General features: G+C 74.1%; 12 protein-coding genes. 9 read left to right on the top strand and 3 right to left on the bottom strand.

The window, feature by feature from the left end:
* Positions 1 to 41 precede the first annotated feature (41 nt).
* From glgX to ACFYYN_RS07300, 5 genes are all read left to right on the top strand, one after another.
* Complete coding sequence (gene glgX, locus ACFYYN_RS07320) at positions 42 to 2,162, top strand: glycogen debranching protein GlgX (RefSeq protein WP_500358450.1); 2,121 nt, start codon at positions 42 to 44, stop codon at positions 2,160 to 2,162.
* 51 nt (positions 2,163 to 2,213) lie between these two features.
* The gene (treY, locus tag ACFYYN_RS07315; protein WP_500545008.1) at positions 2,214 to 4,610 is read left to right on the top strand and encodes a malto-oligosyltrehalose synthase; all 2,397 of its coding nucleotides are present in this window, start codon (positions 2,214 to 2,216) and stop codon (positions 4,608 to 4,610) included.
* A gap of 117 nt (positions 4,611 to 4,727) precedes the next feature.
* Positions 4,728 to 5,453, top strand: a complete 726-nt coding sequence (locus ACFYYN_RS07310; RefSeq protein ID WP_500545007.1) for a hypothetical protein — start codon at positions 4,728 to 4,730, stop codon at positions 5,451 to 5,453.
* 83 nt (positions 5,454 to 5,536) lie between these two features.
* Positions 5,537 to 6,019, top strand: a complete 483-nt coding sequence (locus ACFYYN_RS07305) for a VOC family protein (protein ID WP_500545006.1) — start codon at positions 5,537 to 5,539, stop codon at positions 6,017 to 6,019.
* A 44-nt stretch (positions 6,020 to 6,063) separates the two neighbouring features.
* Positions 6,064 to 6,600, top strand: a complete 537-nt coding sequence (locus ACFYYN_RS07300; RefSeq protein WP_500545005.1) for a hypothetical protein — start codon at positions 6,064 to 6,066, stop codon at positions 6,598 to 6,600.
* A gap of 44 nt (positions 6,601 to 6,644) precedes the next feature.
* Here the strand turns inward: ACFYYN_RS07300 and ACFYYN_RS07295 are convergent, their stop codons facing one another.
* Positions 6,645 to 7,199, bottom strand: coding sequence for an FHA domain-containing protein (locus tag ACFYYN_RS07295; protein WP_499514617.1), 555 nt, complete (start codon positions 7,197 to 7,199; stop codon positions 6,645 to 6,647).
* Between the two features lie 237 nt (positions 7,200 to 7,436).
* On the opposite strand from ACFYYN_RS07295, the gene ACFYYN_RS07290 reads away from it, so the two are divergent.
* From ACFYYN_RS07290 to ACFYYN_RS07280, 3 genes are read left to right on the top strand one after another with little or no spacing between them, the layout of a single operon-like run.
* Complete coding sequence (locus ACFYYN_RS07290; RefSeq protein WP_500545004.1) at positions 7,437 to 8,345, top strand: GNAT family N-acetyltransferase; 909 nt, start codon at positions 7,437 to 7,439, stop codon at positions 8,343 to 8,345.
* 29 nt (positions 8,346 to 8,374) lie between these two features.
* The gene (treZ, locus tag ACFYYN_RS07285; protein ID WP_500545003.1) at positions 8,375 to 10,132 is read left to right on the top strand and encodes a malto-oligosyltrehalose trehalohydrolase; all 1,758 of its coding nucleotides are present in this window, start codon (positions 8,375 to 8,377) and stop codon (positions 10,130 to 10,132) included.
* A 13-nt stretch (positions 10,133 to 10,145) separates the two neighbouring features.
* Complete coding sequence (locus ACFYYN_RS07280; protein WP_431967014.1) at positions 10,146 to 10,283, top strand: hypothetical protein; 138 nt, start codon at positions 10,146 to 10,148, stop codon at positions 10,281 to 10,283.
* A 19-nt stretch (positions 10,284 to 10,302) separates the two neighbouring features.
* Here ACFYYN_RS07280 and ACFYYN_RS07275 read toward each other — a convergent pair whose 3' ends face one another.
* A complete protein-coding gene (locus ACFYYN_RS07275) occupies positions 10,303 to 11,181 on the bottom strand; it encodes a PPK2 family polyphosphate kinase (protein ID WP_500545002.1) in 879 nt (292 codons plus the stop codon).
* 142 nt (positions 11,182 to 11,323) lie between these two features.
* Positions 11,324 to 12,427 carry a cell division protein ZapE gene (gene zapE, locus ACFYYN_RS07270; protein ID WP_500545001.1) on the bottom strand — a complete coding sequence of 368 codons (1,104 nt, stop codon included), beginning with the start codon at positions 12,425 to 12,427 and terminating at the stop codon, positions 11,324 to 11,326.
* 86 nt (positions 12,428 to 12,513) lie between these two features.
* Between zapE and ACFYYN_RS07265 the strand changes: the two genes are divergently transcribed.
* Positions 12,514 to 13,290, top strand: a complete 777-nt coding sequence (locus tag ACFYYN_RS07265; RefSeq protein ID WP_500545000.1) for a pyrimidine reductase family protein — start codon at positions 12,514 to 12,516, stop codon at positions 13,288 to 13,290.
* Positions 13,291 to 13,319 lie beyond the last annotated feature (29 nt).

The following is a 13,319-nucleotide window of genomic DNA, read 5'->3' as shown; positions in this document are numbered from 1 at the left end:
GGCCTACCGGCGCCCGGCGGACAAGTGGAAGAGTCGACGACATGCAGGTCTGGCCGGGTCAGGCATATCCCCTCGGCGCCACGTACGACGGCGCTGGCACCAACTTCGCGGTCTTCTCGGAGACCGCGGAACGGATCGAGCTGTGTCTGCTGCACGACGACGGCTCGGAGACCGCCGTCGAGCTGCGGGAGGCGGACGCCTTCGTCCGCCACGCGTACCTCCCGGGCATCATGCCCGGTCAGCGCTACGGCTTCCGGGTCCACGGCCCCCACGAGCCGACCCGGGGCCACCGCTGCAACTCCGCGAAGCTGCTGCTGGACCCGTACGCGAAGGCGATAAGCGGGACGATCGACTGGGACGAGGCGGTGTACGGGTACCGCTTCGGGGAGCCCGAGTCCCGCAACGACCTGGACTCGGCGCCCCACACCATGACCTCGGTGGTGGTGAACCCGTACTTCGACTGGGCCGAGGACCGCAGCCCCCGCATCGACTACCACCGCACGGTCATCTACGAGGCGCACGTCAAGGGCCTGACGATGCTCCACCCGGAGCTCCCGGAGGAGATCCGCGGCACCTACGCCGCGCTCGCCCACCCCGCGGTGATCTCGCACCTGACGGAGCTGGGCGTCACGACGCTGGAGCTGATGCCGGTCCACCAGTTCGTCCACGACCACCGGCTGGTGGACGCGGGAATGCGCAACTACTGGGGCTACAACACGATCGGCTTCTTCGCCCCGCACAACGCCTACGCCTCGATGGGCGACCGCGGCCAGCAGGTGCTGGAGTTCAAGACGGCCGTGCGCGAGCTGCACCGGGCGGGCATCGAGGTGATCCTCGACGTGGTCTACAACCACACGGCCGAGGGCAGCCACCTGGGGCCGACGCTGTGCTTCCGGGGCATCGACAACGCCTCGTACTACCGGCTGGCCGACGACCCGCGCTACTACACGGACACCACCGGCACCGGGAACTCGCTGCTGATGCGCAGCCCCCACGTGCTGCAGATGATCATGGACTCACTGCGCTACTGGGTCACCGAGATGCACGTCGACGGCTTCCGCTTCGACCTCGCGGCGACCCTCGCCCGGCAGTTCCACGAGGTGGACCGGCTGTCCTCGTTCTTCGACCTCGTGCAGCAGGACCCGGTGGTCAGCCAGGTGAAGCTGATCGCCGAGCCCTGGGACGTCGGCGAGGGCGGCTACCAGGTGGGCAACTTCCCGCCGCTGTGGACGGAGTGGAACGGCAAGTTCCGCGACACGGTGCGCGACCTGTGGCGCGGCGAACCGGCCACGCTGGCCGAGTTCGGCTCCCGGCTGACCGGTTCCTCCGACCTCTACCAGGACGACGGCCGCCGGCCGCTCGCCTCCATCAACTTCGTGACCTGCCACGACGGCTTCACCCTGCGCGACCTGGTGTCGTACAACGACAAGCACAACGAGGCCAACGGGGAGAACAACCGGGACGGCGAGAGCCACAACCGCTCGTGGAACTGCGGCGCCGAGGGCGAGACCGAGGACGAGGACGTGCTCGCCCTGCGCGAGCGCCAGATGCGCAACTTCATCGCCACCCTGATGCTCTCCCAGGGGGTGCCGATGCTCGCCCACGGCGACGAGTTCGGCCGCACCCAGCAGGGCAACAACAACGCCTACTGCCAGGACAACGAGCTGGCCTGGGTACCGTGGCCCAAGGAGGGCGACGCGGACACCGAGCGGCTGCACGACTTCACCCGCCAGATGGTCTGGCTCCGCCGCGACCACCCCGTCTTCCGCCGCCGCCGCTTCTTCCACGGGCGGCCGGTCGAGGGCACGCACGACGACCTCTCGGACATCGCCTGGTTCACCCCTGAGGGTGAGGAGATGGCCCAGGACGACTGGCAGGAGACCCAGGCCAACGCCCTGGTGGTCTTCCTCAACGGCAGCGCGATCTCCGAGCCCGGCGACCGCGGGGAGCGGATCGGCGACGACTCCTTCCTGCTGATGTTCAACGCCTGGTACGAACCGCTGGACTTCGTGGTCCCGGTGAACCACGGCAAGGAGTGGCAGGTGGTCGTGGACACCCAGCGGCCGGAGGGCGTGCCCCCCGGCTCGGGGCGCAAGGTGACCCAGGGCGACCGGCTGCGACTGGCCGACCGCAGCATGATGGTCCTGCAGCGCCCGGCGTAACCGGCCGCCCGATGTGATGGGCGTACCGGTCGGCGGGGTAGTCAGTCCACCATGACAGAAAGCGCCGCGACCCCGCCGACCGCTGTCGTCCCCTCCGTGCCAAGCGCCACCTACCGGCTCCAGCTCCAGCCCGACTTCCCCTTCGCCGCGGCCGAGGCCGTCGTCCCCCATCTGGCGGCGCTCGGCGTCTCCCACCTGCACCTCTCCCCCGTGCTGCAGTCCGTGCCCGGCTCCACGCACGGCTACGACGTCGTCGACCACACCCGGGTGCGCGAGGAACTCGGCGGCGAGAAGGGGCTGCGCGCGCTGGCGCGCACCGCCCGGGCGCACGGCCTCGGGCTCGTCCTGGACGTGGTCCCCAACCACATGGCCGTGCCGGCGCCCGAGCATCTGGCCCGGCCGCTGTGGGAGGTGCTGCGGGACGGGCCGCGGTCCCCGTACGCGCGCTGGTTCGACGTCGACTGGGCGGCGCAGGGCGACCGGCTGCTGCTGCCGGTGCTGGGCGGCCCGCTGGAGGAGGTGCTGCCCGACCTGCGCGTCGAGCGCGACCGCGCCGCCGGCGAGCGGGTGCTGCGCTACCACGACCACGCCTTCCCGCTGCGCCCCGGCACCGAGGAGCTGCCGCTGCGCGCGCTGGTCGACGCCCAGTGGTACCGGCTCGCCTGGTGGCGGCAGGCCCGCACCGAGCTGAACTACCGGCGCTTCTTCACCATCTCCGAGCTCATCGCGGTCCGCGTCGAGGACGACGAGGTCTTCGCCGCCACCCACGCCACCTTGCTGCGCCTGCTGGACGAAGGTGTCGCCGACGGACTGCGCATCGACCACCCGGACGGCCTCGCCGACCCCGCCGGCTACCTGCGGCGGCTGGCGGACGCCTCCGGCGGCCGCTGGACGGTCGTGGAGAAGATCCTCACCGGCGACGAACGGCTGCCGGCCGACTGGGCCTGCTCCGGCACGACCGGCTACGACGCCCTGGACCGCCTCGACGGGCTGTTCACCGACCCGGCGGGCGTCGAGGAGATCACCCGCTTCTACCGCGCGTTCACCGCCGCCCCCGCCGACGCGGGCGGCGAGTGGCAGCCGACCGTACGGGCCGCCGCCGAACGCATCGTCACGCACGACCTGGCCGCGGAGGTGGACCGGCTGACCCGCTCCGCGGTCCGCGCCACCGGGCTGGAGCCCGCCGCACTGCGCGAGGCGATCGAGGCCACGCTCGTCCGGCTGCCGCGCTACCGCCCGTACGTCGTCCCCGGCGAGCCCGCGGACGCGGAGGACACCGCCCTGCTGGAGGCCGCGGCCGGTGCCGCCGGGCACCCGGCGGCCGGGACGGTGTGCGACCTGGCCCTGGGCCGGCACCCGGGCGGCGGGGAGGCCGCCGCGGACTTCGTGGTGCGCTTCGCCCAGGTCTGTTCGGCGCTGCGCGCCAAGTCCGCCGAGGACACCGCCTTCTACCGCTACCACCCCCTGCTCAGCCTCAACGAGGTCGGCCGCGAGCCGGACCGTCCCGCCACCTCGCCCGAGGACTTCCACGCCTTCTGCGAGCGGCTGCGGCGCGACTGGCCGCTGACCGGGACGGTGCGCTCCACCCACGACACCAAGCGCAGCGCCGACGTCCGCGCCCGGCTCGCCGCGCTGAGCGAGCTGCCCGGCGAGTGGGCCGGCTGGCTGGGCGAGGTCTCGGCGGACCTGCGGGAGTACCTGGAGCACCGCGGGGTCCCGCTCCCGGCGCGTCATGCGGAGTACCAGGCCTGGCAGTACGCGGCGGTCTTCTGCGACCCCGGTGCCGCGGAGCCGGTGACCGCCACCATGCTCAAGTCGGAGCGCGAGGCGGGCCTGCGCACCTCGTGGACCGACCAGCGTCCGGAGTACGAGCAGGAGCTGACCGGCTTCGTCCGTGAACTGGTCGGCGGACCGGCCGCCTTCGCCACCGGACGCATCGACCGCGCCCTGCGCGGGCCCGAACGCGTCAACGTCCTCGGCGCTCACCTGGCGCACCTGACGATGCCGGGCGTGCCCGACGTCTACCAGGGCGACGAGGAACGGCAGTTGCTGCTCGTCGACCCCGCCAACCGCCACCCGTACGACCCGGGCACCGCGGAGGGCGACCCGAGCGAGAAGCGGCGGGTGACCGAGTTCGCGCTGCGCCTGCGCCGGGCCCGCCCGCAGTGGTTCACCGGCCCGGAGGCCTCGTACGAGCCGCTGTACGCGCGCGGCCCGGCCGGGGAGCACTGCGTGGCCTTCGTCCGCGGCGGGCGGGCGCTCACGGTCGTCACCCGGCTGTCCCGGCGGCTCGCGCACGCCGGGGGCTGGCGCGGCACGGAGCTGGTGCTGCCGGAGGGGGCCTGGACCGAGGTGCTGACGGGCCGTCCGTTCCAGGCCGTGGTGCCGCTGGCGGAGCTGCTGGACCGCCTGCCGGTGGGCCTGCTGGTCCGTGACGTCGACGAGTGAGGTCCCGTGGGGCGGGAGATTTCCGGTACGGACGGATACGGAGCATGAAAGCCGGTAATGTCCCGCCCATTGAGCGCCGTCGGGGCACCCCCCGGCGGCGCGGGGGAAGGGACGTCCATGCTCCGGAAGTGCGTGCCGGCGCTCGCCGCCGTGCTGCTGGCGGGCGGCTGCGGCGGCGGGTCCGCCCCCGTCCGCACGGCTGCCGCGGAACCACCGTCGACGGGATCATCCGTGACCGCTCCGGACGGCACCCCGCCCGTCCCGGAGAGCACCGCGCCGTCGCCGTCCGCCGTGGAGCCGTCCGACGCGGTGGTCACCGAGGACGGCACGCCGGCCGGAACCCCCTCCGACGGCGCCGGTCCGTCCGGCGACCCGGACGGGGCGCCGGCGGGCGGCCCCCGGACGACGAGCTGCGACGCCCTGCCAGGCAGCGGCACCTTCACCGACCCGCTGCAGCTCGGCGTCGTCGACGGTCCCGTGGTCGCCGAGGGCTGCGCGCCGCTGACCCCGGGCTCGCCCTTCAACGCCCGGTACTTCTCGTTCACCCTGCCCGCCGCGCCCGGCGCGGACGCGCACGCCGGACCGTCGTTCGCCCTCACCCAGGACGCGCTGGGACCGGTGTACCCGGCCGTCGTCCTGCCCGGCGGGTGGGTCCTCAAGCACAGCCTGGGGTCCGGCTACTGGACGGGGACGGAGCCCTGGTTCACGGGCCGGTACCAGCCGATCGCCGACCTGGCGCCGGGCACCTACATCCTGCGCACGGAGAAGCTCGACTCGCCCCTGCACTCGCTGACCACGCCGGCCTACGACGTCGTCGTCGACCCCGGCGGCACGGCCGGCTAGCCACTGACGGACCGTCAACCGCCGTGCGGCACGCCGTTGCTGCCCCCGAGTCGCACGACCGGGCGCGCTGTACGGTATGCGGCATGTATACCGATATTCCCTTCATCCCGCGTCTCGCCGGGGTGCACCACGTCACGCTGCCCGTCGGCGATCCGGCCCGCTCGGAGGCGTGGTACGAACGGGTGCTGGGCCACCACCGGATCGCGGAGTTCACGGAGGGCGGCGCCTTCGCCGGCATCGCCATGGCCCACCCCGGCGGCGGACCCGTGCTGTGCCTGCGCCACGACCCCGCCCTCGCCGCCGCCTCCGCGGGCTTCGCGTGGTTCTCGCTGGGCGTCCCCGACCTCCCCGCGCTGGAGGCGCTGGCCGCCCGTCTGGACGCGCTCGGCGAGCCGCGCGGCGCCGTCGTCCGCACCGCCCGCGGCTGGCTCCTGGCGCAGCTGCGCGACCCGGACGGCCACGAGTTGCGCTTCGCGACCGCCGACGAGGGGCCGCCGCCGTGCCGCGGGCAGGTCCTGCGCCTCGCGGGCGGCCGCGAGCCGCTGCTCCGGTCCCGCACCGCCTGAGCGACGCGGGCCTCACTGTCGGACTCCGCTGTTAACGTCCTGCCATGGACGCCTCGGAAGCCCTGCTCATCCGCATCGAGAACGACCCGGTCGCGGCACAGCACCTCGCCTGGCCCGGTGACTTCGACATCACCCGCCGCGACCCGGTCGAGGACGTGCGTCTGCCCTCCGGCCTCGTGATGCGCCCCATAGCCGGCGACGGCGCCGGCGGCACGTTCTTCCTCTGCGGTGAGCCCGGCGACGCCGGGCGGCCCGTGGTGTACGCGGACTCCGAGGGGCAGGCGGCGCTGATCGGCGCGGACCTGGCGGAAGCGGTCGAGCTGATCGTGTCCTGCCCGATGTGGTGGCGGGACGTGGACTCGGGACTCCCCCTGGAGGAGCTGGAGGCCGAGGTGCGCGAGGACCACCCGGACCTGGACCGGCAGCGCGAAGAGGTGGCTGCGGCCCTCGGGCTGACGCTCCCTCCGGTCGAGGAGGTCGTCGCCCGGCTGCAGGCGACGGCTGCGCGCACGGCGCCGGACTTCCTGCCGTACGTGGACGACGACGATCACGAGCCGTACGAGCCGCTGTTCCGGCCCTGAGGCCCGGAAGCCCGAAGGCCCGGAGGCCCGAAGCCGGCGCGGCCTCAGGCGGTGGTGAGGCGGAAGCTCATCGCGCCGAAGGTGACCTGGTCACCGGGGCGGACGGCCGCGGCACCCATGACGCGGTGGCCGTTGACCCACGTGCCGTTCATCGAACCGAGGTCGCGCAGGACCCACAGCCCGCCCTCGTGGCTGAGCTCGGCGTGGAAACGGGACGTCGAGGAGTGGCTGAGCCGGAAGGTGCACGACAGGTCCCGGCCGATCCGCACCGGGAAGGGGCCGGGGGCGGGCAGCAGCAGGGGCGGCAGCTGCTGGACGGCCCAGGCCTGCCGCATGCGGGCGCGGAAGGCCGACGTCTTGGTGACGGCGCGGACGATCGAACCGGTCAGCCGGGCCCAACGTCCCTGTGCGGGCGGCAGGTCGGCGACGAGGGCGGCCAACTCGTCGGAGTGGCGCGCCTTGAGCGCGAGTCCCATACGGCGCACGAAGGTGTCGTGCGACAGCCGCCCGTCGACGGCCCCCTCACGGAGTACCTCGATGGCGCGCTCGCGTTCGGCGTCCGTGGGACGCGCCGGGTGCGTGGGGAACTCATAGCTCACCTGCGTGATTGTCGGGCCGCGGAGGCCGGGGTGTCCAGAAGGTGCGGCCCGTGCGGCCGCGCCGTTAATTGCGTGGACGCCGCGGAGGCCGATGGCTACGGTGGGCACACGCCCTTGACCGAGGAAGGAGGCGGAAGCCATGTGCCTGTTCACCGTTCCGCGCTCCCGCCCCGTTGTCCGCAGGGCGTACTCCGTCTGACCGGGAGCGCTCCGCTCTTCCGTGAGGACTTCTCCTTCATGACCGATCTGGTCTTCCGCCCGCTCGTCGCGGGCGAATCGCACCTCTTCCACTCCCTGACCCCCGAGGACCACGGCCTGGTCGGCCGGTCCCTGATGGGTCACTCCTACGCCATGACCGACGAGGGCGGCGAGTACCGTCCCGACTGGACCTGGGTGGCCCTGCGCGATGGCGTCGTGGTCGCCCGCGCGGCCTGGTGGGCGGCTCCGGCCGACGACAAGCCGATAGCGCTCGACTGGTTCGACTTCACCGACGCCGACGCGGCCGTGCGGCTGCTGCGGACGGCGCCGCTCAAGGCCGAGTACGAGCTGGTGCTGCCCCCCGGCTGGCGGGAGCGGCGCGAGGTCCGCGAGGCCGCCCAGTCCCGCATCGACGCGGCGATCGTCTCCGGCATGGAACTGCTCGTCGAACGCTACCGCTACGTCTGGACCCCCGAGTGCGGGCTGCCCGAGCGCACCGGACGGCTCGAGTACCGGCCGGAGCCGGACGACGGCGTGGTCCTGGACGTACTGAGGCGCATCGGGGTCGGCAGCCTCGACGCGCACACCCGCCGCACCGTACGGCTGCACGGCCCGGACGCGGCCGCCCGCGAGGAGCTGGAGTTCCTCAACTGGCTGCAGTCGCCCCGCGAGTGGTGGCGCCTGGCGTACACCCCGCAGGGCGAGCTCGCCGGCATCCAGGTGCCGGGGCGCAACCCGGGCGCGTTCTGCGTCGGCTTCATCGGTGTCCTGCCGGAGCAGCGCGGCCACGGCTACGCCTACGACCTGCTGGTCGAGTGCACGAACGACCTGGCCGGATACGGCGCCGAGCGGATCGCCGCCGCCACCGACCAGGGCAACGCGCCGATGGCGGCGCACTTCGCCAAGGCGGGTTATCCGGTCACCGGAGAGCGCGTCAACCTGGTGTGACCCACCGGACGGCGGGCAGCATGGTGCCCATGCGCTTCGACGTGTGGGCACCGGACGCCGGTGAGGTGGAGGTACGGGTCGACGGCCGGGCTCACGACATGGAGCGCGACCCCGAACGCCAGGGCTGGTGGTACGCGGACGTGCCCGCCGGGCACGGCAGCCGCTACGCCTTCGCGCTGGACGGGGGCCCGCCGCGGCCCGACCCCCGCTCCCGGCGGCAGCCGGACGGGCCGGAGGGCCCGAGCGCGGTCGTCGACCACGACCGCTTCGCCTGGGCCCACGAGTGGGCGGGCCGCCCGCTGCCCGGCGCGGTCCTCTACGAGCTGCACGTCGGCACCTTCACCACCGACGGCACCTTCGACGCGGCGGTCCAACACCTGCCGTACCTGGCCGGGTTGGGGATCACCCACATCGAGCTGATGCCGCTCTGCCCGTTCCCCGGCACGCACGGCTGGGGGTACGAGGGCGTGTCGCTGTGGGCCGTGCACGAGCCCTACGGCGGCCCCGACGGGCTCAAGCGCTTCGTGGACGCCGCGCACGGCCACGGGCTCGGGGTGGTGCTGGACGTCGTCCACAACCACCTCGGCCCCTCGGGCAACCACCTGCCCGCCTTCGGGCCGTACTTCACCGACCGCCACCACACCCCGTGGGGCGACGCCGTCAACCTCGACGCCCCCGGCTCCGACGAGGTGCGCGACTTCCTGGTCGGCAGCGCCTTGTCCTGGCTGCGCGACTACCGCCTCGACGGGCTGCGGCTCGACGCCGTCCACGCCCTCGTCGACACCCGCGCGGTGCACTTGCTCGAGGAGCTCTCCACCTCCGTCGACGCCCTGTCGGCCGCGGTCGGCCGCCCGCTCTTCCTGATCGCCGAGTCCGACCGCAACGACCCGCGCACCACCGACCCGCGCGAGGCCGGCGGCCTGGGTGTGCACGCCCAGTGGAACGACGACTTCCACCACGCCCTGCACACCGCCGTCACCGGCGAGGCCCAGGCGTACTACGCGGACTTCGCCGAATCCCCGGTGGCCGCCGTGGCCAAGGCACTGCGCCGGGTCTTCTTCCACGACGGCACCCACTCGAGCTTCCGCGGCCGCGCCCACGGCCGCCCCGTCGACCTGACGACCACCCCGGGCCACCGCTTCCTCGCCTACACCCAGACCCACGACCAGATCGGCAACCGCGCCACCGGTGACCGCCTCGGCGCGAGCGTCCCTGCGGGGCTGCTCGCCGCGGCCGCCGCGCTCGTCCTCACCTCCCCGTACACGCCGATGCTGTTCATGGGCGAGGAGTGGGGCGCCCGCACGCCCTGGCAGTTCTTCACCGACCACGACGACCCCGAGCTCGCCGCCGCCATCACCCGGGGCCGCCGCCGCGAGTTCGCCGAGCACGGCTGGAAGGCCGAGGACATCCCCGACCCCCAGGACCCGGCGACCCGGCTGCGCTCCTGCCTGGACTGGTCAGAACCCGCCCGGGAGCCGCACGCGGAACTGCTGGCCTGGTACCGGCGGCTCATCGCGCTGCGCCACGCCGAGCCCGAGCTGACCGACCCGGCCCTGGACGCCGTCCACGTCACCGTGGGCGAGCACACCCTGCGGCTGGACCGCGGACGCTTCCGGATCGCCGTCAACTTCTCCCCCGAGGAGGCGCTCGTCCCCCTCCACCACCCCGGCCGCGCCGACCCTCCGGGCTACGTCCCGGTCGCCGCCTGGCGTCCCGGACCACCGCCCGCCGGCACCGGCTGCCTCCACCTGCCCGGCCACTCGGTCGCCGTGCTCCGTGAGCGCTGATTACCCTGATCGGGTGACGACCGACGACGAGCCCCGCGCGATCTGCGTCCACTGCGGCGACCCGACCGAGTACCCCGACTCGCAGCCGGGCGCGACCCTCTGCCCGGTCTGCGCCTGGCACGAGGCCCAGCGCACGGCCTGCAGCGGCTGAGCCGCGCGGCCCGGTGGGGTCAGTCCTCCAGCAGCAGCTTGCGGGCGACCTCGACGTCGAAGGACGCGGGCGGGCACACCGGGTCTATCAGTTCCAGGTGCTCCATCAGCAGCCGCCCGACGGCCCAGTTCCGGTACCACTTGCGGTCGGCGGGGACGACGTACCAGGGCGCGGCCTCCGTGGAGCAGCGTCCGAGCACGTCCTCGTACGCCTGTTGGTAGGAGGGCCACATCGCCCGGTCCTCCAGGTCGCCGGGGCCGAACTTCCAGTGTTTGCAGGGGTTGTCCAGCCGGTCCAGCAGACGGGTGCGCTGCTCCTCGCGGCTGATGTGCAGGAAGACCTTGACGACGCTGACGCCGTCGTCGGCGAGCGAGGCCTCGAAGGAGTTGATGGTCTCGCAACGCTCCTCCCACACCGAGCGCGGCGCCCGGCCCCTGACCCGCGGCACGAGGACGTCCTCGTAGTGGGAGCGGTCGAAGACCCCTATCCGCCCGCGACCGGGCAGGGCCCGCTCGACGCGCCACAGGAAGTGGTGGGCCTGTTCCTCCGCCGTCGGGGCCTTGAAGGCGGTGATGCGGCACCCCGCGGGGTCGAGCAGGCTCGCGAGGTGCCGTACGGCGCCGCCCTTGCCCGAGGTGTCCATGCCCTGGAGCAGGACGAGGACCGAACGCGGGTCGCCCGCCGTGCTCTGCGCGAAGAGCCGCTCCTGCAGCGCCGTGATCCGGCCGCGTGCGTACGGCACGCACGCCAGCGCCTCGGCCTTGCCGGCCGGGCCGCCCGGCGTGGCGCGCGGGTCGTACGACCGCAGCCGCACGGGGCCGCCGCCCGACGGGACCCGCAGCTTCGCGCGCAGCCCGGGCCTGGTTCCGGATGCGGTGTCCGGGCTCCTCTTCGTCACCGCGCCTCCCTCCGGGGGACCCTCGCCGCTCCCCGCGGGCTCCGGTCCGGTGATCCGATGGTGCGCCGGATCCCCGGGCGCCGCCAACGCGGCCGGGGGCCACGGGTGTCACGGCCCGGGCGCCGCGCACAGCGCAGGGGGCTCAGGCGTCCGGGGTGGCGAAGCGCTCGGCGTCGCGGGCGAGGGCGGTGAGGCGGGAGATCGCCCGGAAGTACTTCTTGCGGTAGCCGCCGGCGAGCATCTCCTCGCTGAAGATGCCGTCGAAGGGCCGGCCGGAGGCCATGACGGGGACCTCGCGGTCGTAGAGCCGGTCGGCCAGGACGACCAGGCGCAGCGCGGTGGCCTGGTCCTCCACGGGCCCGACGCCGCGCAGGAAGACCGCCTCGACGCCGTCGCAGAGCGCGCCGTAGCGGCTGGGGTGGACCCGGGCGAGGTGGGCGAGGAGGGCGCCGAAGTCGTCCAGGGAGGCGCCCGGGGTGCGGCCCGCGGCAGCGGTGACCTGCTCGTCGGTGTACGGCGCGGGGGCCTCGGGAAGGCCGCGGTGGCGGTAGTCCTCGCCGTCGATGCGCAGCGACCGGAAGCGGGCGGACAGGCCCTGGATCTCGCGCATGAAGTCGGCGGCCGCGAACCGGCCCTCGCCGAGCTTGCCGGGCAGGGTGTTGGAGGTCGCGGCCAGCTTCACCCCGGCGTCGGCCAGCTTGCCCAGCAGGGTCGAGACGAGCACGGTGTCGCCGGGGTCGTCGAGTTCGAACTCGTCGATGCAGACCACCCGGTGCCCGCTGAGCGCCTGCACGGCCTGCTGGAAGCCGAGGGCGCCGACGAGGTTGGTCAGCTCCACGAAGGTGCCGAAGGCCTTCTGCTCGCGCGGCGCGGGCGTGGCGTGCCACAGCGAGGCGAGCAGGTGGGTCTTGCCCACGCCGTAGCCGCCGTCGAGGTAGACCCCGCCGGGTCCGGCCGGGGCGGCGGGTGCGGCCTGACGCCGGAACCAGCGCTTGCGCCCGTCGTCGGCGGGGGCGCCCAGCCCCTCCGCGAAGGCCCGCAGCGTGCCGACGGCCTGGGCCTGGCTCGGCTGCTTCGGGTCCGGGAGGTAGGTGTCGAACCGTACGGAGTCGAAGCGCGGCGGGGGCACCATCTCGGCCACCAGCCGGTCCGCCGGGACGTGCGGCTCGCGTCCGCTCAGCGAGACGGGCGGCGTCCCGCCGGGTATCGGGCTGGATGCTTGCGCGGCGGCGAAGGACGAGGACACAGCACTCCAGCCTAGTGCCTCGCCGGTGGTCCTCCCGCCGCCGTGTGGCCGGCCCCACTGCGTGGGGGGCGTGGAAGACTGCAGCCATGCGCCGCCTCTTCCCCGCCCCCGCGACCGCTGCCGCACCGGCACCCGCCGAGACCCTGGACACGCCGGAGGCGCTGGCCGACGCCTACGCGTACCCGGAACCGGCGGGCGGGGCGCCCTGGCTGCGGGCGAACATGGTGTCGTCGCTGGACGGCGCGGCCCGGCACGACGGACGCTCCCAGCCGCTGTCCTCGGACGCCGACATGCGGGTGTTCGGGGTGCTGCGGGCCCTGGCCGACGTGGTGGTCGTCGGCGCGGAGACGGTGCGGCAGGAGGGCTACCGCCCGGCCCGCGCCCGGGAGGCCTTCGCGGCCCGCAGGGCCGCGGCGGGACAGGGCCCGGCCGCCGCGATCGCGGTGGTGAGCGCCCGGCTCGACCTGGACTTCTCGCTGCCGCTGTTCACCGAGCCGCTGGTGCCGACCCTCCTGCTGACCGGCGAGGACGCCCCGGCCGACCGGGTCGCGGCGGCCGGGAAGGCGGGGGCACGGGTCGTCCGGGCCGGCTCGGGCACGGGCGTGGAACCGGCGCGTGTGGTGCGCGAGCTGGCCGCGCTGGGGCTGCGCCGGATGCTGACCGAGGGCGGGCCCCGGCTGCTCGCCCAGTTCGCCGCCGCGGGGGTGGTCGACGAGCTGTGCCTGACGATCGCCCCGCTGCTGACCGCCGGTGACGCCATGCGCATCATGAACGGACCCGGCATCACCGACCCCGTCCGTTACACCCCGGTGTCGATCCTGGAGGAGGACGGCTTCCTGTTCACCCGCTACGTACGCGGCTGACCGGCCCCCCCGGTGCGACCGGGACCGGC

The organism is Streptomyces sp. NPDC001902, from assembly GCF_042891295.1.
Taxonomy (GTDB): Bacteria; Actinomycetota; Actinomycetes; order Streptomycetales; family Streptomycetaceae; genus Actinacidiphila.
This window is presented reverse-complemented; position numbering and strand designations above follow the sequence as displayed.